The organism is Rhodobacter maris (genome assembly GCF_900217815.1).
GTDB classification, from domain to species: domain Bacteria; phylum Pseudomonadota; class Alphaproteobacteria; order Rhodobacterales; family Rhodobacteraceae; genus Rhodobacter; species Rhodobacter maris.
The window spans coordinates 11,837-33,862 of record NZ_OBMT01000019.1; the positions used below are offsets into that span (position 1 = coordinate 11,837).

The 22,026-nt window shown below is 61.2% G+C and carries 22 protein-coding genes; 8 read left to right on the plus strand and 14 right to left on the minus strand.

Annotated features, from left to right (window positions below):
- Nucleotides 1-2 precede the first annotated feature (2 nt).
- The 7 genes from CRO22_RS17120 (at nt 3) to CRO22_RS19455 (ending at nt 8,787) form a co-directional block, all read left to right on the plus strand.
- On the plus strand, nt 3-716 hold the full coding sequence (locus CRO22_RS17120) for a TrbG/VirB9 family P-type conjugative transfer protein (protein WP_097071375.1): 714 nt from the start codon (nt 3-5) through the stop codon (nt 714-716).
- Nucleotides 713-2,008: a TrbI/VirB10 family protein gene (locus CRO22_RS17125; protein ID WP_097071376.1), complete on the plus strand. Its 1,296-nt coding sequence runs from the start codon at nt 713-715 to the stop codon at nt 2,006-2,008. Before CRO22_RS17120 ends, CRO22_RS17125 begins: the two co-directional genes overlap by 4 nt.
- Nucleotides 2,008-2,994 carry an ATPase, T2SS/T4P/T4SS family gene (locus CRO22_RS17130; protein ID WP_097071377.1) on the plus strand — a complete coding sequence of 329 codons (987 nt, stop codon included), beginning with the start codon at nt 2,008-2,010 and terminating at the stop codon, nt 2,992-2,994. Before CRO22_RS17125 ends, CRO22_RS17130 begins: the two co-directional genes overlap by 1 nt.
- Before the next feature lie 47 nt (nt 2,995-3,041).
- Nucleotides 3,042-4,973: a hypothetical protein gene (locus CRO22_RS17135; protein ID WP_141399470.1), complete on the plus strand. Its 1,932-nt coding sequence runs from the start codon at nt 3,042-3,044 to the stop codon at nt 4,971-4,973.
- Between the two features lie 2 nt (nt 4,974-4,975).
- Entirely contained in the window at nt 4,976-6,901 is a 1,926-nt protein-coding gene (locus CRO22_RS17140) for a type IV secretory system conjugative DNA transfer family protein (protein ID WP_097071379.1), read from the plus strand.
- A 254-nt stretch (nt 6,902-7,155) separates the two neighbouring features.
- Nucleotides 7,156-8,289 (plus strand): Fic family protein, encoded by a 1,134-nt coding sequence (locus tag CRO22_RS17145; RefSeq protein ID WP_097071380.1) that lies wholly within the window; start codon nt 7,156-7,158, stop codon nt 8,287-8,289.
- 291 nt (nt 8,290-8,580) lie between these two features.
- Complete coding sequence (locus tag CRO22_RS19455; RefSeq protein WP_097071381.1) at nt 8,581-8,787, plus strand: DarT ssDNA thymidine ADP-ribosyltransferase family protein; 207 nt, start codon at nt 8,581-8,583, stop codon at nt 8,785-8,787.
- 21 nt (nt 8,788-8,808) lie between these two features.
- Here the strand turns inward: CRO22_RS19455 and CRO22_RS17155 are convergent, their stop codons facing one another.
- From CRO22_RS17155 to CRO22_RS17220, 14 genes are all read right to left on the minus strand, one after another.
- Entirely contained in the window at nt 8,809-9,741 is a 933-nt protein-coding gene (locus CRO22_RS17155) for an IS5 family transposase (protein ID WP_097071382.1), read from the minus strand.
- Between the two features lie 151 nt (nt 9,742-9,892).
- Nucleotides 9,893-10,006 carry an NAD-dependent epimerase/dehydratase family protein gene (locus CRO22_RS17160; RefSeq protein WP_217991923.1) on the minus strand — a complete coding sequence of 38 codons (114 nt, stop codon included), beginning with the start codon at nt 10,004-10,006 and terminating at the stop codon, nt 9,893-9,895.
- Between the two features lie 10 nt (nt 10,007-10,016).
- Nucleotides 10,017-11,183, minus strand: a complete 1,167-nt coding sequence (locus tag CRO22_RS17165) for a nucleotide sugar dehydrogenase (RefSeq protein WP_097071383.1) — start codon at nt 11,181-11,183, stop codon at nt 10,017-10,019.
- 121 nt (nt 11,184-11,304) lie between these two features.
- A complete protein-coding gene (locus tag CRO22_RS17170; protein ID WP_097071384.1) occupies nt 11,305-12,279 on the minus strand; it encodes a UDP-glucuronic acid decarboxylase family protein in 975 nt (324 codons plus the stop codon).
- A 111-nt stretch (nt 12,280-12,390) separates the two neighbouring features.
- On the minus strand, nt 12,391-13,251 hold the full coding sequence (locus tag CRO22_RS17175) for a glycosyltransferase family 2 protein (protein WP_097071385.1): 861 nt from the start codon (nt 13,249-13,251) through the stop codon (nt 12,391-12,393).
- A complete protein-coding gene (locus tag CRO22_RS17180; RefSeq protein ID WP_097071386.1) occupies nt 13,238-13,801 on the minus strand; it encodes a WcaF family extracellular polysaccharide biosynthesis acetyltransferase in 564 nt (187 codons plus the stop codon). The genes CRO22_RS17175 and CRO22_RS17180 overlap by 14 nt, the downstream gene beginning before the upstream one ends.
- Nucleotides 13,801-14,910 carry a glycosyltransferase gene (locus CRO22_RS17185; RefSeq protein ID WP_097071387.1) on the minus strand — a complete coding sequence of 370 codons (1,110 nt, stop codon included), beginning with the start codon at nt 14,908-14,910 and terminating at the stop codon, nt 13,801-13,803. The genes CRO22_RS17180 and CRO22_RS17185 overlap by 1 nt, the downstream gene beginning before the upstream one ends.
- A 12-nt stretch (nt 14,911-14,922) precedes the next feature.
- Nucleotides 14,923-15,645 carry a sulfotransferase domain-containing protein gene (locus CRO22_RS17190; RefSeq protein WP_097071388.1) on the minus strand — a complete coding sequence of 241 codons (723 nt, stop codon included), beginning with the start codon at nt 15,643-15,645 and terminating at the stop codon, nt 14,923-14,925.
- Between the two features lie 45 nt (nt 15,646-15,690).
- Entirely contained in the window at nt 15,691-16,575 is an 885-nt protein-coding gene (locus CRO22_RS17195; protein ID WP_097071389.1) for a sulfotransferase domain-containing protein, read from the minus strand.
- A 3-nt stretch (nt 16,576-16,578) separates the two neighbouring features.
- Nucleotides 16,579-17,853: a glycosyltransferase gene (locus CRO22_RS17200; protein ID WP_141399471.1), complete on the minus strand. Its 1,275-nt coding sequence runs from the start codon at nt 17,851-17,853 to the stop codon at nt 16,579-16,581.
- Nucleotides 17,854-19,083: a hypothetical protein gene (locus CRO22_RS17205; protein WP_097071391.1), complete on the minus strand. Its 1,230-nt coding sequence runs from the start codon at nt 19,081-19,083 to the stop codon at nt 17,854-17,856. It abuts the gene before it with no gap.
- 39 nt (nt 19,084-19,122) lie between these two features.
- Nucleotides 19,123-19,710: an acyltransferase gene (locus tag CRO22_RS17210; protein WP_141399472.1), complete on the minus strand. Its 588-nt coding sequence runs from the start codon at nt 19,708-19,710 to the stop codon at nt 19,123-19,125.
- A gap of 45 nt (nt 19,711-19,755) precedes the next feature.
- Entirely contained in the window at nt 19,756-21,060 is a 1,305-nt protein-coding gene (locus tag CRO22_RS17215) for an oligosaccharide flippase family protein (protein WP_097071393.1), read from the minus strand.
- 107 nt (nt 21,061-21,167) lie between these two features.
- Nucleotides 21,168-21,914 (minus strand): IS5 family transposase, encoded by a 747-nt coding sequence (locus tag CRO22_RS17220; RefSeq protein WP_245861019.1) that lies wholly within the window; start codon nt 21,912-21,914, stop codon nt 21,168-21,170.
- On the opposite strand from CRO22_RS17220, the gene CRO22_RS19250 reads away from it, so the two are divergent.
- A partial coding sequence (locus tag CRO22_RS19250; protein ID WP_245861020.1) for a hypothetical protein occupies nt 21,834-22,026 on the plus strand: 193 nt, incomplete at its 3' end. The genes CRO22_RS17220 and CRO22_RS19250 overlap by 81 nt on opposite strands.

A 22,026-nucleotide genomic window follows, 5' to 3' on the forward strand; every position in this document is an offset into this window, starting at 1 on the left:
AGATGAACTATTCTTCGTGCGCACTTGCCGCCATCCTCGCCGGGGTGACCGCCCTGCCCGTCCACGCCGAAACCGCGCCGCGCGCGGGCAGCCGCGATCACCGCGTGACCTACGCCACCTATCAGGAGGGGCAGGTTTACACCGTCACCACCCGGCTGCGCACGGTGACCCTCGTGGAATTGGCGGATGGCGAGCGGATCCAGTCGATTGCCATCGGCGATCTCGAAAGCTTCAAGATCGACAAGCTCGAGCGGCCGAACCTTTTCATCATCAAGCCCGTCATCGCCGGGGCCTCGACGAACCTCACGATCGAGACGCAGCGCAACATCTATTTCCTGCGGGTGACCGAGAGCTCTCGTGGAACGGCTCAATATTCGGTGAAGTTCACCGTGCCGGGAACGGGTGCGGGAGCGCGGACCGCGACCGAGATTCCGGCCGATCCGCCGATGCGATATCGGGTGATGAAACACGCAGGACGCCTGCCCTCCTTCGCGCCGATTGCGGTGTCCGATGACGGCCGCAAGACCGCGTTCAAGATCCCGTCCGGGGCGCCGATGCCGACGATCTTCCGCGCGGATGATCGTGGTCAGGAATATTCGGTCAATTCTGCAGTTTCGGGAACGACGATCACGGTCAGTGCCCGGTCCGAGCGCTGGGTTCTGCGCTATGGCGCGGATTATGTCTGCGTTGCCGCCGAGACGGGAACGCAGCGATGACCGATCTCCCCGAGAGTGAGAAACTCGCCGAGCGCCTTGCCAGGATGCAACCGCAAGACCCAAAGCCGAAGCGGCGCGGGGTGAACCCCTATGCGCTTTCGGCCGTCACCGCCGTGACAGGGCTCGGCGCCGGGGTCTGGCTCGCGCTTTCCGCGCCGGAGGCCCCGGAGCCGGCCCCGCCGATCGCAACCGCATCGGTGAGCGATTTTCAGCAAGACGGGATTGGAACCGATGGCTTCACCATCTCGCGCCCAAAGCCCGACTTGACGATCAAGCCCGACCGCAGCGCGGAGGAGCGTCTCAAATTGGAGATCGTGGATTTGCAGGCACAGATCGCCACGCTGAAAGCCAATGCGGTCACCGTCCCCGATGAAGCGAAGCTGCAGGAACTGGGCGCCAAGATTGCGAAGCTCGAAGAAGATGCCCGCAACGAGGCCGCAGCTCGGGCGGAACTCGAACGAGACAACATTCGGCTTCAGACTGAGCTCGACACCGCGAAGCTGGTGCAGGGCGACAGTGAAGCCGAGGCGCGGCGGGCGCGCGAGGAAGAGCTGGCGCGGCGTCGCCAGGAAGCCAACGCCCTCAGTGCCGCGCAGATCAATTCCGATATGGTTGCGTTGCGCAACGAGTCCGCTGGCGGTTCCGGTGGTGATGTTGGCGCTTCCGGCGCAACCGGCGCGGATGCATTCCGGCGCGCAGGTGCCAAGACGTCAGCGATCACCCAAGCTGAAGTGATCGCCAATCCCGCACATACGATCGTTCAGGGCACGGTGATCGAGGCGGCACTTGAAACGGCGATCAACACGGATCTCGCAGGCAATGTCTCCGCCATCGTCAGCCGCGATGTCTGGTCCTTCGACATGACGCGGGTTCTGGTGCCGCGCGGCTCGAAGCTTTTCGGGCGATATGACTCTGATGTTTCGCCCGGACAAAGGCGGGTCCTGATTGCCTGGGACCGGTTGATCACCACCGACGGCCAGACCGTCGTCATGGCAGCCTTTGGCACAGATCGGGTTGGCCGCTCGGGCCTTCCCGGCCGTGTGCGCACCCATTTCCTTGAAAGGTTCGGGTCGGCGGCGCTGATTTCGGTCATCGGCGCGGTCCCCGCCCTGGCTGCGGCGAAATACGCCTCGAACGAGATCACCTCGGACACGGCAAAGGATGTCGGCACAGATCTTGGCAATGCCGTTGGCGACGCGATGGCCGACTATCTCAACATCCCCTCGACGATCAGCGTCGATCAAGGCGCGGTGGTGATGGTGCGTGTCGATACCGATCTCGAGTTTTTCTGATGAGCTATCTGGACACATATCTTGGTCAACTCGATGCGGCGCTCGCCGCCCCGGGCGTGATGGAAATCGCGATCAATGCCGATGGCGAGATCTGGGTCGAGCGCGCGGGGTCGACACATATGATGAAGGCGGGTCTCCCGCCCCTGCCCGCGCGAGAAGTTCGCGATCTCGCGGCGCAGATCGCGAACTCGACCTCGAATACGTTCACAGAATCCCTGCCGCTCGTTTCCGCCGCGGTGCGCTATCGCAATTTGATGCTGCGCTGCCAGATTGTCGGCAGCCCTGCTGTCTCGGGGGGCACCGTGATCGGCATTCGGGTGTTTCGGGCGCGCGACGCAGAGGGCAAGCGGGCGCCGCGCTGGTTTGAATTCCTGCGCGCGCAGGTCAAATCGCTCGAAGACGAACGGCGCGAGATGGTTGCGGGCATCCGACAAGATGCGCGCACCACGGATGTGGACGCGTTCTTGCAAAGGCTCGTCACCGAGCGGCTCAACATCATCGTTTCGGGCGGCACATCCACGGGCAAGACAGAACTCGGGCGTCGCCTGCTGTCACTCGTCCCCGAGAATGAGCGCATCGTGACCATCGAGGACTCGCTTGAACTCCTGCCCGCCCAGCCGAACGCGGTGAGCCTGATCGCGCAGCGCGACGACAGCTCGGCGCGCTCGGCCGACAAGCTCTTGCAGGCCACGCTGCGGCTGCGGCCCGATCGGATCATCCTTGGCGAGTTGCGCGGATCGGAGGCGGCCACATTCCTTGATGCGATCAACACCGGTCACTCGGGCTCGTTCACGACGCTGCATGCCCATTCCGCCCGCAAGGCCATGGACAGGCTCGCGCTTCTGGTGATGGCGCAGGGCACGCGGCTCGGGTTTGCCGAGGTGATCCGCTACCTGCAAAGCTCGATCGACGTGATCTTGCAGATGGGCCGTGACGGCGAGCGGCGCGGCATCATGGAAATGTACTTCCCCGGGCTCGACGACTGAGTGGGATGCCCCCCTCGCGGCCCCCGAAACTTCCTCCGAAGGTGATCATGGACGACGATCTCGACCCCGCCGGTGCCCGGCCGAAAGAAACCTATGCGTTGCACCTGACAATGAGCGGGGCTGAGCAGAAATTCACCGACCCGGTTGAGGCTGGCGCGGCCTTTTTCCGCGCTGACCCGGCCGAGCGCCCCTACGTTCTGCATTTGGAAGACGACAAGGCGCGACGGATGGCCGCCACGCATGTGATCCGAGAACCGGGGTCTGAGGAGACGTTCGGGAAATCCCTTCCCGACTCGCACGCCTCTGACGGGGCGTTCCGGACGGGATATTTCAACTCGATGGAAGCATCGCTCTCTGAACGGCTTGCCAAAATCTCCTGGGATGCGCCTAATGCGGAAAACGCCGTGCGCGACGACAGGCGTCTTGTTTCCGATCTTGAAGCCTTGGCGCGGGCCGAGCCCGAAAAGGCGGCAGCGCTCTGGTCCACCGCGACCGACCTTGACCCTCCCGGCCCCACCCTGAAGAACGCGGTGCAACTGGCCGAGGCGGGGCGAATGGCAGAACAGGAAGACCCAGCCTCCACCAGCGCGCCGGTGATCCTCGCGGCGGGGGAATGGGCGCGCACGGATCAGTCCGTCGATCTCCGCCCGGTCGCCGTTGGGACAGAGGCGGGGATTCACACCGGCTATGAGGCGATCCTTCCAACCGGGGAGAAGGAGCTCTCGCATTCTGCGCGCACCTTCGAGACTGCGCGCGAGGCGTTGAAACACGCCTTTGACTTCTACGAAGGCGGCGAGGAGCGGGTGGAAGCTTCGGTTGCCCGGGACGCAACCCTCACGCGTGATGCCTCGGATGACGCGGCACCGATCCCGAAGGGGGTCTTGATCACGCATGAGGCACGCCCCGAATTTGTCCGACCCGAGGCGGCGATTTATGCCGGCGAAGATGCTCAGTTGGTTGTGAGCTTCGAGCGCGACACCCCCGCCACCCGGGCGCTTGCAGAGCAACTCGTCGAGGATCCCGCGTTCCGAAAAGCCGTCGCGGCGCATGTCTCCGATGCGGCAGCCACGATCGGAACCGGGCGGTTTGTGGACGGGGAAGGATCGCAGGGCCTCCTGCCAAGCGAGTCGCTCGCACTCATGACCTTCGATCGGGCCGGAGAGCCCGAGGTCATCGCGAGGTTCCCCGATGAAAGCCCGCTGAGCCAGACCCTGGCCAGGCATCTTGCCGAGAATCCGGTTCTCCTGCGCCATGTCGCGGATCGCGAGGCGCAGGCTGAAAACTGGCAAAGCCCGGAAAAGGCGATTTCGTCCTGGGTGAAGGAGGTCGGCACGCAGATCGAGCAGCTGCCAAAAGCGGTGCAAACCGACTTGCGGGCCGAGATGGAGGAAATCGCCGCCGAAGCCTCGGCCGCCTTCGGGGCGGAACGCGACCGGGGCGTGCCTGCCGTTTTGGAAGAGGCGGCACCAGATCAATCCGACGTCCGCGAGATTGCAGCGCGCCACAAACGCGACCTCGGACAAGAAGAGGGCCGCGCGCGCGCGTCAGACATTACGGACCAGATTATTGAGCGGGCAGCTCGGGGGATCGAGACTGCCTGCTCCGATGCGGCGTCCCGTGAGTATCCGCTTCTTTCTACCCTTCAGAAAATGGCGGAATTTCAGACGCAACAGGAACCGGTTTCGTTTCGGACCGAAGAGCAGGCAGGTGCCTTTGGCGCCGATCTGCGCGCGCGCTATGGCGAGAAGGTGCTCGAGGATATTGCGCAGGGCCGGACCGAGGCCTTGGCGAAGGATTTCGCTGAGCCCTCGGCGCGCGAGGCCGCTGCCAAGGCGATCCTCTTCGCAGCGAAGGAACATCCCGCGCTTGGCGTCACGGTGCAGGAGGCCGAACGCGCCGAGCGCCGTCTCGAAACCGACAGAGCGGAACGCGCCCAACCCGCCCCGATCCGCAAGCTTGAACGCGAACTGGAGTTCTGATCGTGCCGCGCATTCTCCTTTTTCTGCCGCTCGGGCTTTTCGCGGGGTTGATCGTCGGTCTCATTGCCGGGGGCGTGGTGCTGAACCTGATCCTTGGCCGCGACCCGAATGCGACCGGCATCTTCGTTCTCGTGAGCGAATTCCCGGGTTTTGGACGACTGCTGACCCCGCCGTGGCTTCTCCTATGGCAAATCGTCGGGGGCGCCACCGTTCTCTTCGGTCTTGCCGCCGCAGCGCTGTCGCTGCGCCAGCAGCTCACGGAATATGGACAGGCGAAATTCCAGATCCGCCGGGAGATGCGTGCAAACGGTCTTTTGCAGGCGCTTGGCGCCGGGCTGGTTTTCGGCAAGCTGGGGGCGCCGCGGAAATCGGCGCCCTATGTCAGCGCGACCTTCGAGAAGTTTCCGCATTGTCTGGTGGTGGCGCCCACTCGCGCCGGCAAGGGCGTGGGCTATGTGATCCCGAACACGCTTCTTTTCAATGGCTCCTGTGTGATCCTCGACGTCAAGGGCGAGATCTTCGAGGCGACCTCGCGCCACCGCAAGGCGCAGGGCGACGAGGTCTATCGCTTCTCGCCTTTCGACTTCGAACACCCGACGCATCGCTACAACCCGCTCGAGCGTGTCGCCCGCATCGAAAACCCCGAGCAACGCTATACCGAGCTTTCAAAGATCTCGGACTACTTTCTGACCGTCTCCGACAAGGGCACGGCGGGCGATTTCCTGACCGAGGGCCGAGAGCTTTTCGTCGCGGCAGGGCTTCTGGCGATCGAGCGCAATCGCCCGAGCATCGGCGAAATCAGCCGCATTCTCTTCGGGCAGGGCGCAACCTCCGAAGTCTATGCCGAGCACGCGCTCGAGGTGAAACACCCCAATGCCGCGCAGACCTTCCGCAAGTTCGCAGGCTATTCCGACCGCACGCTCTCTTCGCATGCCTCCGTTCTGGGTGGCGCGGGCATGACGCTCTGGAACAACCCGGCTGTCGATCGCGCCACGGGGGGAAACGACTTCTCCTTCTCCGATCTGCGCAAGCGGCCGATGTCGATCTATGTCGTGGTCAATGCCGATGACATTCGCACGCTGGCACCGCTGGTGCGGCTTTTCTTCGGTGAACTCATCGCCACGATGCGCGCCACGATGCCTTCGCCCAAGACCGAACCCTGGCCCGTGATGGTGCTGCTCGATGAATTCGACCAGCTTGGCCCGATGCCGATCGTCGAACAGGCCCTCAAGCAGCTTGCAGGGCATGGGGCGCGGGTCTCGATCATCACCCAGTCGATCCCCGGCCTCGACAACATCTACGGCGAGAACGTGCGCCTGTCGCTTGAAGCCGCCGCCGGGATGAAGCTTTATCTCGCCGCGAACGACAAGAAGACTGCCGGAGAGATTTCCGACGCGCTCGGCAAGACCACCAAGCTCGCGGTCTCCGACAGCCTGTCGCGGGATCGGGATTTCGTGCAGCGTCGCTCGGTGAGCCGGCGCATGGAAGAGCGGCCACTTCTGACCCCGGACGAAGTGCGTCGCCTGAGCCCCGATCAGGCGATCCTGATCCCCGAGCGACAGAACCCGCTCCTGGTGAGCCGCATCGTCTATTTCGAGGATCCGAAGTTTCTGTCGCTCTTCAATGCGCAAACCGGGCCCCTGCCCTATCCCTCGCGCGACAGCGCCAAGGTGCTCGGGCTTGTCGAGCGCATGGAGGCGCTCGAACGTCGGCTCGCGGGGCTCGGCAAGATCGACTATCCCTCGGCTCCCGAACATGCGCCGCCCGCTGCGGTTCCGAAAGTCGCAAAGAAGATTGCCTCGGGAGGAAAGGGCACAACCAAGGATATGACCGCCGAGATCGGGCTCGAAGCTCTGACGCCATCGCAGGAAAATGCACTGGCGCGGATGACGAAGTTCTCGAAGCGGGTTTCCGAAATGGCCGGGTGAGGCTGGCGCCGGCCGTGAACACCGCGCAGCACTAGGTTACACGATGAAACCTGCTACTTCGGTCGCCGAGACAAAATGGACCGCACGCACTTAGACAGCAGAATTCACCAGCGAACTGTCGTCAAATTCGATTGCTGACAACGCTCTATCGGCTATTGCCCTTGATGACAGAACTGCGGCAAATTCTGTTGCCTAAGCGCCTTGGCGTGACTACCCTGGCATCAAGCGAGTTAGACGACGGAATCGGGGCAAAAATGATCGCCAAAACTTATGATCTTTCCGATGCCGTGACCTACCATTCGGGTGAGTTCCCCCCGAGCGCCCTCGACTATGAAGCCTTGCTTGGGCCTGCAGAGGATGCCGCGGCCTCCCTCGCCCGATACGACGCCAAGATGTCGGGTATGGTCAACAGCGAGCTCTTCCTCGCGCCCCTGCGCCGCCAGGACGCCGTGACCTCCTCAAGGATGGAGGGAACGATCTCGACCATCGAAGAACTCTACCGGCTCGAGGCAGAGGAGGACGCGGGCAGCACCGATCCCTACCGAGAAGCGCGCAACGACGATGTCGAGACGTTTCTCTATTCGCGCGCGCTCCGCAACGCGAGCCAGGCCCTAGCCGACGGGGCGCCGCTCAGCGAGCACCTCATCCGCACCGCACATCAGCAACTTCTGTCCTTCGGCCGCGGCGCCCAGAAGCACCCGGGCAGCTACAAGACCGAACAAAACTACATCGGCGACGAAAGGCGCGGCAAAATCTACTACGTCCCGATCGCGCCCGAGCAACTCGCACCGGCGATGACGGAACTCGTGCGTTTCATGGCGGAAAGCAAGCTGCGGCCGCTGATCCGGACCGCCATCGCCCATGTCGAATTCGAGGCCTTGCACCCGTTCGAAGACGGCAACGGCCGGATCGGTCGGATGCTGATTACCCTGATGCTGTGGAAGTTGGGCATTCTAGGCCAGCCAAACTTCTTCGTGTCCGGCTACTTCGAGGCGCATAAAGACGAATACATCGAGCGGATGCGCGCCGTCTCCGCCAACCGCGATTGGACCGGCTGGGTCGTCTTCTTTCTTCAGGCGATGCATGAGCAGGCCTGCGTCAACATCCGAACAGCGGATGCGATCTTCGGGCTGCACGGCGCCATGCGCGAACGTTTCCGCGAGGTCCTGAATTCGCAGTTCCACGATCAGGCGCTCGATTTCGTCTTCGCCAGTCCGATTTTCCGCAACGACCGGTTCGTCGATCGCTCCGGGATCCCCGCCTCCTCGGCCCGCGCCCTCTCTCGCCGCCTCGTGGAAGCAGACTTGTTGCGGACCATCGAACCCGCCTCGGGACGCCGGGCAGCGCTCTATGCCTTCGATCCTTTGCTAGATCTCTTGAAAGTTTGATCCGGAGCCGATCGACGTTGGCGGGGAGCGGTCGTTCGCTGCTGCCGCGAGACCATCGCGCACCTCCTGCAAAGCAGACCTTGGACGCCCCGCGGACGGCCGCGGCCCCGTACCAAGCTTAGCGGGTGGGGAGTAGATCGTCGCTGTGCTACGTTTGGACGTGTTGATGGGAAAAAGTGGGGATTTTTGTCACTGAACGTCCAGTGTAACAAAGCGAGGAAACGACTAGGGCTCGAAGCTTCAGCACACATCTACTTGCTGCAGGGCTGTAGGTCGACTAGCGTCACCAGCATGTCGGCTGAGCTTCTCAATCCTCACAAGGCACTGATCTTCAGAATCGTCCACAGGGACAATATCGGTCAGGTGCTCCAAGCAGGCTGCCATTGCCGAAGTGCAGTGGCGGCACAGTCAGGCTACGTGGAGATCGGCAACCAAGAGCTGATCCAACGACGGACACATCGTGTCGGCGTTGTTGCAGAAAGGTGGCCTGAGGCGTGAGTTTCCCTTTCCCGTTCAGGTTCAGGCCACGCGGACGACCTCGGCAGTGCCGAGCGCGTTGAAGCGATTGATGAGGGCGACTCGAATGTGGATTTCGACGGTTTGGCGATCGGGATCCCTCGCGGCGATGCGCTCACCGAAAGCCTTCAGGCATCGCATCTTGGCCTCCACGCGACTGCGGGCGTGGTACCCGGTCCACCGCTTCCAAAATGCCCGACCGTAGTGACGCGTGGCTCGCAGGGTTTCGTTGCGCGCCTTGGCAGCCGGGCAGTCCTCTTTCCAAGCCCGACCGTTCCTTCGGATCGGTATGATTGCCGTGCCGCCGCGTGCGATGACGGCGCCGTGGCAACGGCGGGTGTCGTAGGCACCATCCGCAGTCACGGTGCCGATGTCCTCGCCCTCGGGGATCTGGCCCAACAGGTCCGGCAGGACGGGACTGTCGCCTTCCCGGCTGGGGGTGAACTCGACGGCCCGGATGTCCGAGGTAGCGGTGTCCATGGCCAGATGCACCTTGCGCCATTGGCGGCGGCCCTGAGCGCCATGTTTGCGGACTTGCCATTCGCCGTCGCCAAGGAACTTGATCCCGGTGCTGTCCACCAACAGGTTCAGCGGCCCGTCGGCACGGCGATAGGGGATCTGCACTTCGAGGGTTTTCTGTCTGCGGCACAGCGTCGAGTAATCCGGAACGGGCCAGTCCAGCCCGGCCAAGCGCAGGAGGCTCGTGACCATCCCGGCGGTCTGCCTGAGCGGCAGCTTGAACAGAACCTTGATCGACAGGCAGAACTGGATCGCGGCATTCGAAAAGACTGGCGGTCGTCCTTGGCATCCCTCATGCGGCGCGTGCCAGGCCATCTCCTTGTCCAGCCAGATCAACAGCGACCCGCGCTTCCTGAGCGCATCGTTGTAGCTGGACCAATTCGTTGCGCGGTAACGGGCGGGTTTGGGAGTGCTCACGCTGCTCGTCTAACCGCATGGATTCCCAATGTGAATCCTTTGCCGGCTGAGTTCTGCAACAACGCCGGTTGCGTGCCAAAGTCACTTCCAACGTAAAGATTATCTTGAATCACAGCAGACCGCGGATGGGCAGCCGTTTTGTCAACACGGCCTAGTAGTCGGTCAGCGCGTCGACGCCGATGACACGAAACCCGTCGTCGAGCAAGCGCTGGCAAACGTAATAACCGATGAACCCGGTTGATCCCGTCACTATGGCTGTGCACATGGCTCCTTCCTCAATTCGAGCCGAAAAGATCGCGGGTGAAGACCTTGTCGGCTACGTCCTCGATCTCGTCGGAAAGCCGGTTGGCCAGGATCAGATCGGCTTCGGCTTTGAACGCTTCCAGGTCGCGCGTCACCCGGGAGCCGAAGAAGCTGTCTTCCGTCATGGCTGGCTCGTAGACGATCAATTCGATGCCCTTGGCCTTGATCCGCTTCATGATGCCTTGGATCGAGCTGGTACGGAAATTGTCACTCCCCGCTTTCATCACCAACCGATAGACCCCCACCACATTCGGTTGCCGCGCCACGATCTGGTCGGAAAGAAAATCCTTGCGCGTCCGGTTGGCGTCGACAATTGCCGCGATCAGGTTGTTTGGCACTTCGGAATAATTTGCTAGAAGCTGCTTGGTGTCTTTCGGCAGGCAATAGCCGCCATAGCCGAACGAGGGGTTATTATAGTGGCTGCCGATGCGCGGGTCGAGCCCGACGCCCTCGATGATCTGCCGCGTATTCATGCCTCGCGACATGGCGTAGCTGTCGAGTTCGTTGAAATAGGCGACCCGCATCGCCAGAAAGGTGTTGGCAAACAGCTTGATCGCTTCCGCCTCGTCCGGGTCCGTGAAGAGCAGCGGCACGTCCTTGTCCAGGGCACCGCCGAGCAGAAGGTCGCCAAATGCCTTGGCCCGCTCGCTGCGCTCGCCGACGATGATACGCGAAGGGTGCAGGTTGTCGTAGAGGGCGCGGCCCTCGCGCAGGAACTCGGGCGAGAAGATGATCCGGTCATCTTCCAGCTCGTTGCGAAGCTTCTTCACGTAGCCCACCGGGATTGTGGACTTGATCACCACAACCGCGGTTTCATTGGCTGCGAGGACCTGCTCCACTACCGTATCGACTTTCGAGGTGTCGAAATAATTGCTTCGCGGGTCGTAGTCGGTCGGCGTCGCCACGATGACGAAGGCCGCGCCCGCGACCGCCGCGTGGAGATCGGTCGTCGCCGACAGGGCGAGCGTGCGGGTGCCGAAATATGCCTGCAGCTCCGCGTCCTCAATCGGGCTCTGGCGCGCATTGACCATCGTGACCCGCTCCGGCGCCACGTCGACGGCCCGGACATCGTGGTTCTGAGCCAGCAGCACTGCGTTCGACAGCCCGACATATCCAAGGCCCACTACCGCGATTTTCATTCTTTCACCTCTTCTGGAATACGCGCGCATAGCATTTCAGCTTTCCCGACGCCGGTGGCCGTACAGGTTTCCCGGCCGGTTTTGGTAGTTATACCCGCCCCGGTGTCGAGAGCGTTTCTCGTCACTGTGTCGCCGTGAGTTCGGTCAACCGGCCCGCGAAGTAGTTGATCGTCCGCTCCAGCCCTTCGCCCAGCGCAATCTTCGGTTCCCAATCGAGGAGCTCCTTGGCTTTCGAAACATCGGGTTGGCGTTGCTTTGGATCGTCCTCGGGGAGATCGCGGAAAACGAGATCAGATTTCGAACCTGTCATCGCGATGACCTTTTCGGCCAGTTCCCGGATGGTGAATTCGCCGGGGTTCCCGAGGTTGACCGGACCGGTGATCTCCGGACCGCTTTCCATCAGCCGGATGAACCCTTCGACGAGGTCATCCACATAGCAGAACGACCGGGTTTGCGAACCGTCGCCAAAGATTGTGATCGGATCGCCCTGCAAGGCCTGGACGATGAAATTGGAAACTACTCGCCCGTCTGCGTGATGCATCCTTGGACCATAGGTGTTGAAGATACGCGCGACCTTGATCTCCAGTTTGTGCTGACGGTGATAGTCGAAGAACAGCGTCTCGGCACAGCGTTTGCCTTCGTCATAGCAGGACCGCGCTCCGATCGGGTTGACGTTCCCCCAGTATTCCTCGGTTTGCGGATGAACCACGGGGTCGCCATAAACTTCCGAAGTGGATGCCTGAAAAATCTTGCATTTCAAGCGCTTCGCAAGGCCAAGCATGTTGATCGCACCATGCACCGAGGTCTTGGTCGTCTGGACGGGATCGTGCTGGTAGTGCACGGGCGAGGCCGGGCAGGCGAGGTTGTAGATCTCGTCGACCTCGACATAGAGCGGGAAGGTCACGTCATGGCGCATGAACTCGACCCTCGCGTGATTGTGCAGGTGGTCGATATTGCGTTTCGTGCCGGTGAACAGGTTGTCGACACAGATAATCTCGTGGCCCTGATGCAGGAGGCGATCGATCAGGTGCGAGCCGATGAAACCGGCTCCACCAGTTACCAGAATGCGTTTTCGGCTATCATAGAGACGGGCCAATGTCGGTTCCTTTTCAACTTGGATTATCGTTGGGTCGAGAGCCGTCTTGCCGCCGCGCGGCGTCGGGCCGTGATGCAACGGGGCGAGATGGTTCAATTTGGCACGGGTCCGTCAGGGTTTAGTGTCGGCGGATTTCAGTTCCTGGATCAACAGGCGAATGGTCTGGAAGTACCATGCTTTGTAGGCACTGTATTGGAACCCGGCGCCACCGTCGAGAAAGCCTCTTTTCACGACGTAGGTGAACAGGAAGTAAAACCAAGGATACCACCATCGCTCGAGGTTCGTGTATTTGAACTTCTGGCGCCCGGTGAAGTGCTCCCAGGCTTCGGGGGTCTGGCGGAGCCGGTTGTAGCGGTAGGCTTCCCACTTGGCGTATGCGAGGTGCTTGTCGATGAAATGAGCGAAGCCCTTGTAGTCGCGGTGATCGATCCGAGTGGATATCTGGCCGATTTTGCCTTCTACGATCGGGTGCTCGTGAATTTCCATGTCGAGCGTGCTCCAGTGGTCTTCGTCGATCTTTTCGAAGAGTGCGCGCCCGACGCGGAACAGCGCGAGTTTTCGTTGTTCCAGCCCATGGTGCAGGGCTTTGCCGAGGAAGTAATTGTCATAGCCGAGGTAGTAGCCGTCGACGTCTTCGCGGCGGACCGCCTGCTCGAGCTCGTCGCAGAACGCGTCATCGAGATATTCGTCCGCATCGACGAAAAGCACCCATGGCGTGTTCAGCTCTTCGTTCATCAGAAACCAGTTGCGCTTCTTCGGGTACTGGCCGTTCCATTTGAAGTTGACGACCCGCGCGCCGAACTTCCTGGCGATGTCGCAGGTACGATCGGTCGAGCCACTGTCGATGACGACGATCTCAGAAAACCGGCCGAGCCGATCCAGGCACTTGGCTAGGTTCCCCTCTTCGTTCTTGACGGGTACTGCCACTGTCACCGGCAAGGCCGGTGCGCGATTTGACTCATGTGTCGTCATTTAATGTCCTTGCTTTTACTACGGTGGCCGGGTTTCCCACCACAATCACGTTGTCCGGCTGATTGCGCATGACAACGGCCCGCGCCCCGACGATGGTCGCTTTGCCAATCGAAACACCGGGGCCGATGAACGCATCCGCCGCGATCCAGCAATCGTTGCCAATCGTTATCGGGGGCTTGGTGAGTGGCATGCGCTGGTCGCGCCAGTCATGAGAGCCCGCGCAAAGGTGGGCGCCTTGCGACACCGTCGCCCGCGATCCGATGGTTATCGGGCCGAGCGCGTAAAGGATAGCACGATCGCCGATGGCACAACCGTCGCCGAGCGACAGGTTCCAGGGGATGGTGATCCTCACGGAGGGATAGATGTGCACGTCTTGCCCGACCTTCGCTCCGAACCGGCGCAAGATCCACTGGCGCCAGCTCCAGAAAGGGCGCGGGCTGAGCTTGAAGAACACGGAGGCGATGGCCCAGACCACCCGTTTCAGCAATTCCTTTCGGGACCATTTTCTAGCCCGACGGTTTTTGCGCACATCGACTTCGAGCGAGTTCATCAGTGATTTGGCCCCTCAATGATCTGGCGATATTTGTCGATGTGGCGCTGCGCGATCCCGTCCCAGCCGAACTTGTCGGCAACCAGCGTCCGGCCCCGCGCGCCCATCGCGCCGAGGTCCGTTTTTTCGAGGAACTGGAACACGTTCTCGGGCGAGTCTTCGAGGTCCAGAGCAGCCCCGGCCTCGAACCCTTCGGGCAGGTTGCAGGCTTGCGTCATCAGCACCGGCAGGCCCATCGCCCAAGCCTCGAGGACCGCCATCGGCAGGCCCTCCGACTTGGAGGGTAGGACGAATGCGGAAGCCTGCGACAGCTCCCGCGTCTTTTCAGTCCCATGGACCGGCCCGATGAACTCGACGGTCTCGGCAAGGCGTAACGTTCCCGCCCTTTTCTCCAAGTCCGAACGATGCCGGTTCTCGTCTGGGCCGGCGATCCGCAGAACCCAAGGGCGGAGCAATCGCGGTTGAACACCGGCCCACATCTCAAGAAACTCCATGAGGCCTTTTTTCGGATGGATTCGCCCGAGAAACAAAAGCCGCGGCCGTTGATCGAGGTGCAGCAAATGATACGGCAGCGCGTTCGGAACGTCGATGCCGTTCGGGATCGTGGTGATGTCCGACCCCAGCAGCACGCGCCGGATGGCCTCGGCCTCGGAGGCATTCAGGGCATGAAGGCAGGCTGCGCTTTGCAGATTCTTGCGCTCGAATGCGGTCCATACCACGCGCTTCTTCAGCTTGCTGTTGGCCATTGCCCAAGGGTCGAGCATACCTCTCGGCGAGATCATGACCTTTCCGCCGTTCGCCGTCCAACGCGCGGTGGCGCGCGAGGCGGCCTGCCAGATACCATGGAGATGAACGAGATCGGGTTCGAGCCGCGCAATTTCGCGCTCCAGCCCGGGCGCGTAGCCGAAACGCGCGGGCCCGACCGTGTCGAGGACGATCGGGGAGAGCGGAGCCCACTCCGCGATGTCGCGCGCCGTGTCCGGATCCCGCAAACCGATTACATGCATGTCCACGCCTTTGGCGGCGAGCGATTGCGACAATCGCCGCACGGACCAGAACAGCCCGCCTGCGCGCCGTGACAAGGCGCCGGTCACGACGACGATGCGCATTGTTTCTCGTTCCTATGCTTTGGGGGCCGGGCGGCTCGACAGATCATAGCCGAAGGCTCCTGCTTGCGCGCCGAGTGCCGTTTCCATCCGGTCAAGGGCCACCGGGCTCAACAACTCCGCCCAAGAGGAGAGCGAACTCTGCGCGAAAAAGACGTTGCCCTTGTGGCGTTGCTGTTGACGGGTGAAATCGTATTTCTCAATCGTGGCAGCGATATCGTCCGCCGACGCCGACCAGCCGAAATGGGCGGCCAGCCTGCCCAACGTGTCTTTCGGGTTGGTCTTGAGATCTTCGAAGCGGACAAATTCCCAGCCCTGGTCGATGCCGTCCTGTAGATGGTCGCGCATGGTCTTGCGTGCGCCGGGCAAGGTCGTCGTCGCGTAGGTGATGAAGTCCTCGGTGATCTGGCCTTGTGGGCCATATACGCCGTCACGGTTGCTGTTGGCCATCGCGCGCGCGGCCGAGCAGACGCTTTCGCGCGGATCGCGAACACAATACAGGATGTTGTCGCGGCCTTTGAACGCGGTGCTGTGGGTATGCAGCGCAATCCCACGCAGCCGAAAGCGCACATCGCCCTGGTGGTAATCCAGACCGGCGAGAGCGGCCGCCAATTGGGTGGCCCAAGTCGTTCCGCTCTTTGGGTAGCCAGAAACGATGAAATTGCCTCGGCGGGCACGCGGACCGCGGAGATAATTGCGCAAGGCGATAGATGCGACGCGGTTTCGAAAGCGGTTCATGTGGCTCTTTCGTCTTGAGACAGCTGTTTTCCTTGCCGTTTCATTTCAATCGTCAATGTCACGGGCGCGGTAATGCGCGGCGAGCGCGCGGTTTTCGGGCCGCGACAATCGCCCCGTGGCGACCCGGGAGAGGAGGGCGCGCGAGCGCAGCACGGGGTCTTGCGCCTCAAGCCATGCGAGGGTCTCGTCGACCAGTTCTGTCGGAACCGGCGGCGATTCCTGCGTGCGGGAGAAGGTCTTGCGGACCCGCGCGCGTGAGTCCGGTGAGAGGTTTCGCACAAGGTTGGTGCGCCGCAGAAGGCACGCAAGAGGGTCCAGAAAGGCAGGGTAGCGCCCCGATTTCCCCTGAACGTTCTCCCAGATCACGGCGTCGCTTTCCAGTGGCGGCAAATCCAGCCAGTCGAAAAGCGCCGACGAGAGCTGGCGCTGGCGATCCTTGCCGTGCAAGTCCTCGAACCGGACAATGAATACATGGTCCGGGTCGATCTCGCGCTCCAGATCCGCGACGGCGCCATCGAAATCGCAGGCCGACAGTATCTCGGCCCGCACGCCGTCCATCGCCGTGGCAATGTACAGGCCACGCCGCTCGGCCATGTGGTTCATATAGCTTCGGGCAAGATCGGCCGGGTCGCGCAGGCACAAGACGTAGCGCGCCGAGTCGGGCTGAATTCCCGCGCTGCGAAGCCCACGGAAGAACCGCGCACGGTTCCCGGTCAGCCCATAGCTCGTCGTGAAATCTGCAATCCACCGGCTCTGATCCGTTGTAGTGTAGCCAGACATCCTGAAGCGCGGATTTTCCCGCAGGAAATCACCGGGCTCCTTCTGGCTGTGCATGCAGATGGCAGGGTGGGCCGAAAGCATCGTCGCCACGGTGGTAGTGCCGCATTTCGGCATCCCGAACCCAAAGAGATGTCTGGTTTGCTCTTGCATCGGCTACGTCTTGCCGAGCGCGCGCGACTGGTCTTCCGCGATAGCCCGCCAAACCGGATGCGCGAGATAGGCGTCGGGAGACGTGAGCGAAAAGTCCTCTGCGAACACGCGGCGCGCGTCCTGTTCGTAGGCCAGCCCAGTGCCCGCGAGTTCACTGAGGCGGATCGCGCGTTCCGCAGGGCTCTCATCGGCTGGCGCCCCCAGAAGGCCGATGGCCCGGGCAATATCTTCAGGGTCGGTGGAGCGCGCGGCTTCCCCCACGCGGTATTTCAGCGTGAGCAGTTCCAGCCCCGGGTAGTCCGAGGTGACGAAAGGAATCCCGGCTGTCAGGTACTCGGTCACACGTCCCGGTCCCTGGTAGAAATTCGCGAGGTCCGTGTCGCAGTAGAACAGCGCGCCGATATCGCAGGCCGCGTAGAGGGCAAGCAGTTCGGCATATCCGAGCCTCGGCAGCAGCACCACGCGGTCACGCACGCCTGCCTCGCCGGCCACGGTCAGACAGGTCGACCGAAGCGGATTGTCCACTCCCATGCCTGTGAAGACGACGCAATAGCGGCGATCAAGATGGGCCAGCGACCGTACGAGTTCTTCCGACCGCCGCCTCGACATATACGGCCCGCCCGCCGCGATGAGGATCGCGGCGCCCCGTACATCCTCGGGGATTTGTGCGAGGACATTCTCCCGCGTTTTGGCCTCGCGCCCGGGCACCGGCCAGGGGGCGGGAAGCGAGGTTCGGATCACGGTCGGCGTTTCGGGGAGGCCGTGAACGAGCTGCATGACCTTGGCCCGGTTTATCTCGTTGCAGATGACCTTCGAGCTTCGCCGTGACAGCATCTTTTCGGCCATGGAATACTGCCATGTGATGAACGGCTTGAAGTCTTGGGTATGATAAAACACCTTGGCTTTCGGAAAAATCCACGGAACCCAAACGCACAAGAGCGCTTGCTGCGCGCCCTGAACATAAACGCAGTCTATCGTTCCGGTACGCAGCTCTTTGAACAGCCGGCGTATCAGAGATAGTCCAGCGCGACGCCGCGGCCCTTTGAAAGAAACGTAGGCGAGATCGTTCAAAGACTGAACCCAATGAGGCGTTGGTTCCGAACTGGTCGCAAGAAACAGCACGTCATGCCCGTTTGCCGCGAGGAAGATCGCCCCCATGGCCTGGTGCGGTGCTCTGCCATCCTCCAGCGCGTAGCCAATATATGCAATACGCGATCTTTTCCGGAGGTCTGCCGCGCCGTCGCGATCAGGCGTCTTTTCAGTTTCATGTGTGGACATTCAGGACTTCCTCTGAACAAACCGAAAGCCAACAATCCGGGTGATAAGCAGGAGCGTCAATGCGTTAACAATCAACTCGACCTGGCTTTTCGGCAGGCCGTGCGCGACGATGCCGGACAAAAAGCTGAGCAATGCGAAAGTCAGCAGGGGGAACGGCCGCAGGATCTCGGCGACCAGGATGACGACGAGCACGGTTGCAAGGAACCCCGGCAGGAACCAGGCGCTGCCGAACGCGAGGGCGATTTCGGAAGGAAACGAGATCGGAATTCCTGCGCCCTGATCGACGTAGTTTTGCCCGCGGAAAACGTAGGCGCCGGCAAGGGGGCCTGTTCCCACGAACTCTGGTTTTCCAGGCCAAAACGCACGAGGTATGAGGCCATAGAACCCACCCAAAAGCAACACCTGAACCACCGGGATACCGCCACCTTGGGAATAGTCCCAGACGATCCGATCCTTTTCCGGGGCAAGGCCATAGCCGGTGGCGGAATTGTTCAGTTGCTCACCGAGAATCGTGAATCCTTCAGCAAGGGAGCCCACGCCTGCGCGTTCGGCGGAAATCGCTGCCATCAGCGCGGTGCCGATCATTCCAATCACGAAAAATGTGGTCAGAATCTTGAGCCTTTGGTTCGACGAGCGCATCCGCACCATGCGAACGAAAAAGACCAGAACGAGCGGGAATATGAAGAGCCCGCGACTGCTCGAGAGGTATCCGACGAGAACTGAGGCAATCAGGACGAGGAGCGCCATCAGAACGTGCGGGTTGCGAAGCCGGAACCGAAACAATGCCAGTACGATGACCATGTATTGACGGAACAAATTAAAAATTGTGTTGGAAACGTTGAACCATACGCCATTATCAGTTGTTCGTTTCGCACTTGAGAACTGCTCGACGCCGGCTTGCTGTATCCAAAAGGAAATGACCAACAGTAGCAAAGCCAGTGCGACCACAAGCAATATCGCCGCGCGCTGTGTCATGCGAGCATAATTCGCGCGGACTTCGTCGAAATTGTCGATCCTGATCCTGCGTCCCTTGAAATAGACTGCCAGCACGATGAAGCAGACCATCCAGGACAACATGATGAGATTGATGGAAATGGCGCCTTCTTCGAAAAACGGTGACGTCAGGGACGACGTGAACAACACCGGGGCGAGCACCACGAGGGGAGACCTCCAGCGGAAAAAAAGGCCAGCCAACCCAAGGGAAACGAGCAACCAAAGGATGTTAGGCATGGCGCGTCCGGCTCTGGTGGTAGCTGGAAATTCCAGGCATTAGGCGATGGTCCAAACCGAACGCGCAGCGGTCTTGTATTTCAACACCGTGGCAGGATTCCCGACTGCAACAGCCAGCGGCGGGATGTCGCGGGCCACGACGGCGCCGGCACCCACGATAGCGTCGTCTCCTATGGTGATTCCGGGCAGAATGACCGCGCGCGCACCGACGAAAACCCGGTCACCGATGTGAACCGGAGCTTGCGTTGGATGCAGGGTCTGCGGATCGTGCCCCCGAGAGGCGATGAAGACCTCGGGGCCGATGATGGATTGCTCGCCGATCACGATCGACGCCCCGGCATGCATGGTGACCGAATGCGCGACATAGGTCTGGTTGCCGATGGATATGTTGCGCCAGTTCTCGGCCCGGACACCTGACCGTATCAGGCAATCGCTCGCCAGTTGCGCGCCGGTGGCCCGTGACAGGATGGCGTTTTTTGCTCGATTGAGCGGTGACAGGTTAAATGCCGGAAAGTCGAGAAACACCATAACGAGGCCGATGAAGACCTGCCGGGCCGTCGCATACATGTTGAACACGAACCGGCGTTTCGAGCGGGCCGTCTCGAGGTCGTTCTCGATCGGGTTCATGGTATCGTCCACCTCAAAATGCTGAAACTATTTGCATTCCGGCCCTCAGACGAAGCGGGCAATCGACATGACCGCTAACGATATCAGCGGGATCGCCATTGCGTCGCGGACGAAATACAGTGTCCGGGTATGCCGTATCTTGGCACTGATCAGCCCTGCCGAGAAATGCCCCGCGAGATTCCCCGCAGCGAAACCGGCGGAAATCGCAGTAAGCCCGCCGATCAATGCGCCGGACGCCACGCCCACGGTGACGAAGACGATTTGCAGGATCGTGATCTTCACCGACAACGCATTCTGCTTGCTCGAGATCAGGTGCGAGACCGACAGGACGTTGAGCGGGGTGAAGAGCAGGCCGACGCTGGTCCACCTGATGACTTCCGCCGCCGGCAGCCACTTTTTGTCGAAGAATAGGTCGATCAGGAATGTCGCGCTGAAAAATTGGATGGCGCAGATGGCCGTGACCCAGAAGCTCATGGCGATCTGCGCTTTGCGGATGATCGCATCGACCTCGCCGCCGGACCGGTTGGCGTAGGCCAGGCCGGGGATGTAGACTTCGCGCAGGTTGGTCGCGAGCAGGAAAATGGATTGGGACGAGATCTGCAGTCCCCAATAGAAAAGCCCGACAGTTGTGGCGTCGGTCAGCCGGCTGAGGGCGATGATCGGGGCTTGGAGCGTCATCGCCGACAGGACCGAAAACAAAAACAGCGGAAATGCCGAACGCGCGATTTTCGCCGACGATTTCAGAGCCGGCCGGGTGATGCGTATTTTTCCGGCCATCCAGAAAGCAAGGGCGAACGAGATCGCGGAGGTTATGAAGCGGGGAATGACGATCGAAATTGCCCCGAATCCCAAATAGGCCAGGATCAGGACCAGCGCGGTTTGCAGTAGACCTTCGCCTAACTTAATCGCGGAGACCGTCTTGAACCGCAGCTCGGATTGGATCTTTGCGAAATAGATCGTTTGGAATCCGTTGACCGCGACGGCGACGCCAACGGCCCAAAGAAGCGGCGGCAAATCGGTTTCGCCAAAGAATTTCGATATCGGTTCGGCGAGGACGATGATTGCAGCACCGATCGAGAGGTTCATCGCGGTAGACGCCCAGAACACGTTCGGCGCTTGCGCGGAGAAGTGGTCGGCGCGTTGGACCAGCAGGGTTTTCATCCCTCCGGCGCTGTAAAGGCTGGACACCTGGAGGAATACAAGTGCTATGGCGGCAAGGCCAAAATCCTTGGGCGCCAGGAACCATGCGATTGCGATTTGACCGAAAAAGGTCCCAGCCTTGTTAATGATGCCGAAAAGGATACTCCAATAGGCGCCTGTGGAGATCGTCTTTTGGAAGCTTTCGTGCATGATCAATGGGGAGAAGGGGCGTTTAACGTTGCAAGGATGTGACGATATTTCGTCGCTGCGTTGTCGGCGCGACAGTTTTTCAGTTGGCTTCGAACTGCTTTTTCAGGTCATTTTGACAAATGGCGGAGCCAGAGTCTGATGCAGGCGATGTCTCTGAAGCCGAGGAAACTGTCTGCGGTTTTGTCGTAACGGGTTGCCAGGCGGCGGCTGTTCTTCAACTTGCTGAAGCAGCGCTCGACCATGTTGCGCAGCGTGTAGATCGTCATGTCGACCGCCTTGCGCAGCTTGCGGTTCTTTCGCATGGGGATCATAGGCAGCGCGTTGCGGCTCTCGATGTCTTCCCGAGCTTTATCAGAGTCATAGCTCCTGTCAGCGACCAGAACGGCGGGCTGTGGCAGGTTTTCTTCCATCACCAGATCATATCCGGTGTAGTTGGACTCTTGCCCCGGCGTGATCTCGGTCCTCATCGGGAGGCCGGCACCGTTGACGCGCAAATGGATCTTGGTCGTGAACCCACCCCTTGAACGGCCAAAAGCGTCTTTCGGAGTCCCCTTTTTGCGCCGGCCGCATGGTGGTGGGCTCTGATCACAGTACTGTCGACCATCTGGAGCTTGTCGAGCGCCAGCCCCGCGTGGTTCAAGCCATCCAAGACGCCCTCCCACAGCCCGGCGAGCGTCCAGCGCCGGAACTGCCGGTAGACAGATGATCACTTGCCAAACTCTTCTGGCAGGTCCCGCCACGGCGCGCCGGTCCGCGCGATCCAGAACAAGCCGATGGTCCGCAGGCTTGCGCCCGTTCGGATGCCGGACGGCTCGGATGAAGCCCTCAAAGAATGCCCATTCGTCGTCGGACATCAGGTTGCGTGCCAAAGTCACTTCCAACGTAAAGATTATCTTGAATCACAGCAGACCGCGGATGGGCAGCCGTTTTGTCAACACGGCCTAGTAGTCGGTCAGCGCGTCGATT

Coding starts and splice junctions, on each gene's coding strand:
- CRO22_RS17145 (WP_097071380.1), top strand. CDS start 7,156: ATGATCGCCAAAACTTATGATCTTTCCGATGCCGTGACCTACCATTCG.
- CRO22_RS17160 (WP_217991923.1), bottom strand. CDS start 10,006: ATGTGCACAGCCATAGTGACGGGATCAACCGGGTTCATCGGTTATTAC.
- CRO22_RS17195 (WP_097071389.1), bottom strand. CDS start 16,575: ATGCAAGAGCAAACCAGACATCTCTTTGGGTTCGGGATGCCGAAATGC.
- CRO22_RS17215 (WP_097071393.1), bottom strand. CDS start 21,060: ATGCACGAAAGCTTCCAAAAGACGATCTCCACAGGCGCCTATTGGAGT.
- CRO22_RS17135 (WP_141399470.1), top strand. CDS start 3,042: ATGGACGACGATCTCGACCCCGCCGGTGCCCGGCCGAAAGAAACCTAT.
- CRO22_RS17220 (WP_245861019.1), bottom strand. CDS start 21,914: ATGTCCGACGACGAATGGGCATTCTTTGAGGGCTTCATCCGAGCCGTC.
- CRO22_RS19455 (WP_097071381.1), top strand. CDS start 8,581: ATGTCGGCTGAGCTTCTCAATCCTCACAAGGCACTGATCTTCAGAATC.
- CRO22_RS17185 (WP_097071387.1), bottom strand. CDS start 14,910: ATGCGCATCGTCGTCGTGACCGGCGCCTTGTCACGGCGCGCAGGCGGG.
- CRO22_RS17180 (WP_097071386.1), bottom strand. CDS start 13,801: ATGAACTCGCTCGAAGTCGATGTGCGCAAAAACCGTCGGGCTAGAAAA.
- CRO22_RS17190 (WP_097071388.1), bottom strand. CDS start 15,645: ATGAACCGCTTTCGAAACCGCGTCGCATCTATCGCCTTGCGCAATTAT.
- CRO22_RS17210 (WP_141399472.1), bottom strand. CDS start 19,710: ATGAACCCGATCGAGAACGACCTCGAGACGGCCCGCTCGAAACGCCGG.
- CRO22_RS17200 (WP_141399471.1), bottom strand. CDS start 17,853: ATGTCCACACATGAAACTGAAAAGACGCCTGATCGCGACGGCGCGGCA.
- CRO22_RS17205 (WP_097071391.1), bottom strand. CDS start 19,083: ATGCCTAACATCCTTTGGTTGCTCGTTTCCCTTGGGTTGGCTGGCCTT.
- CRO22_RS17125 (WP_097071376.1), top strand. CDS start 713: ATGACCGATCTCCCCGAGAGTGAGAAACTCGCCGAGCGCCTTGCCAGG.
- CRO22_RS17165 (WP_097071383.1), bottom strand. CDS start 11,183: ATGAAAATCGCGGTAGTGGGCCTTGGATATGTCGGGCTGTCGAACGCA.
- CRO22_RS17175 (WP_097071385.1), bottom strand. CDS start 13,251: ATGACGACACATGAGTCAAATCGCGCACCGGCCTTGCCGGTGACAGTG.
- CRO22_RS17130 (WP_097071377.1), top strand. CDS start 2,008: ATGAGCTATCTGGACACATATCTTGGTCAACTCGATGCGGCGCTCGCC.
- CRO22_RS17120 (WP_097071375.1), top strand. CDS start 3: ATGAACTATTCTTCGTGCGCACTTGCCGCCATCCTCGCCGGGGTGACC.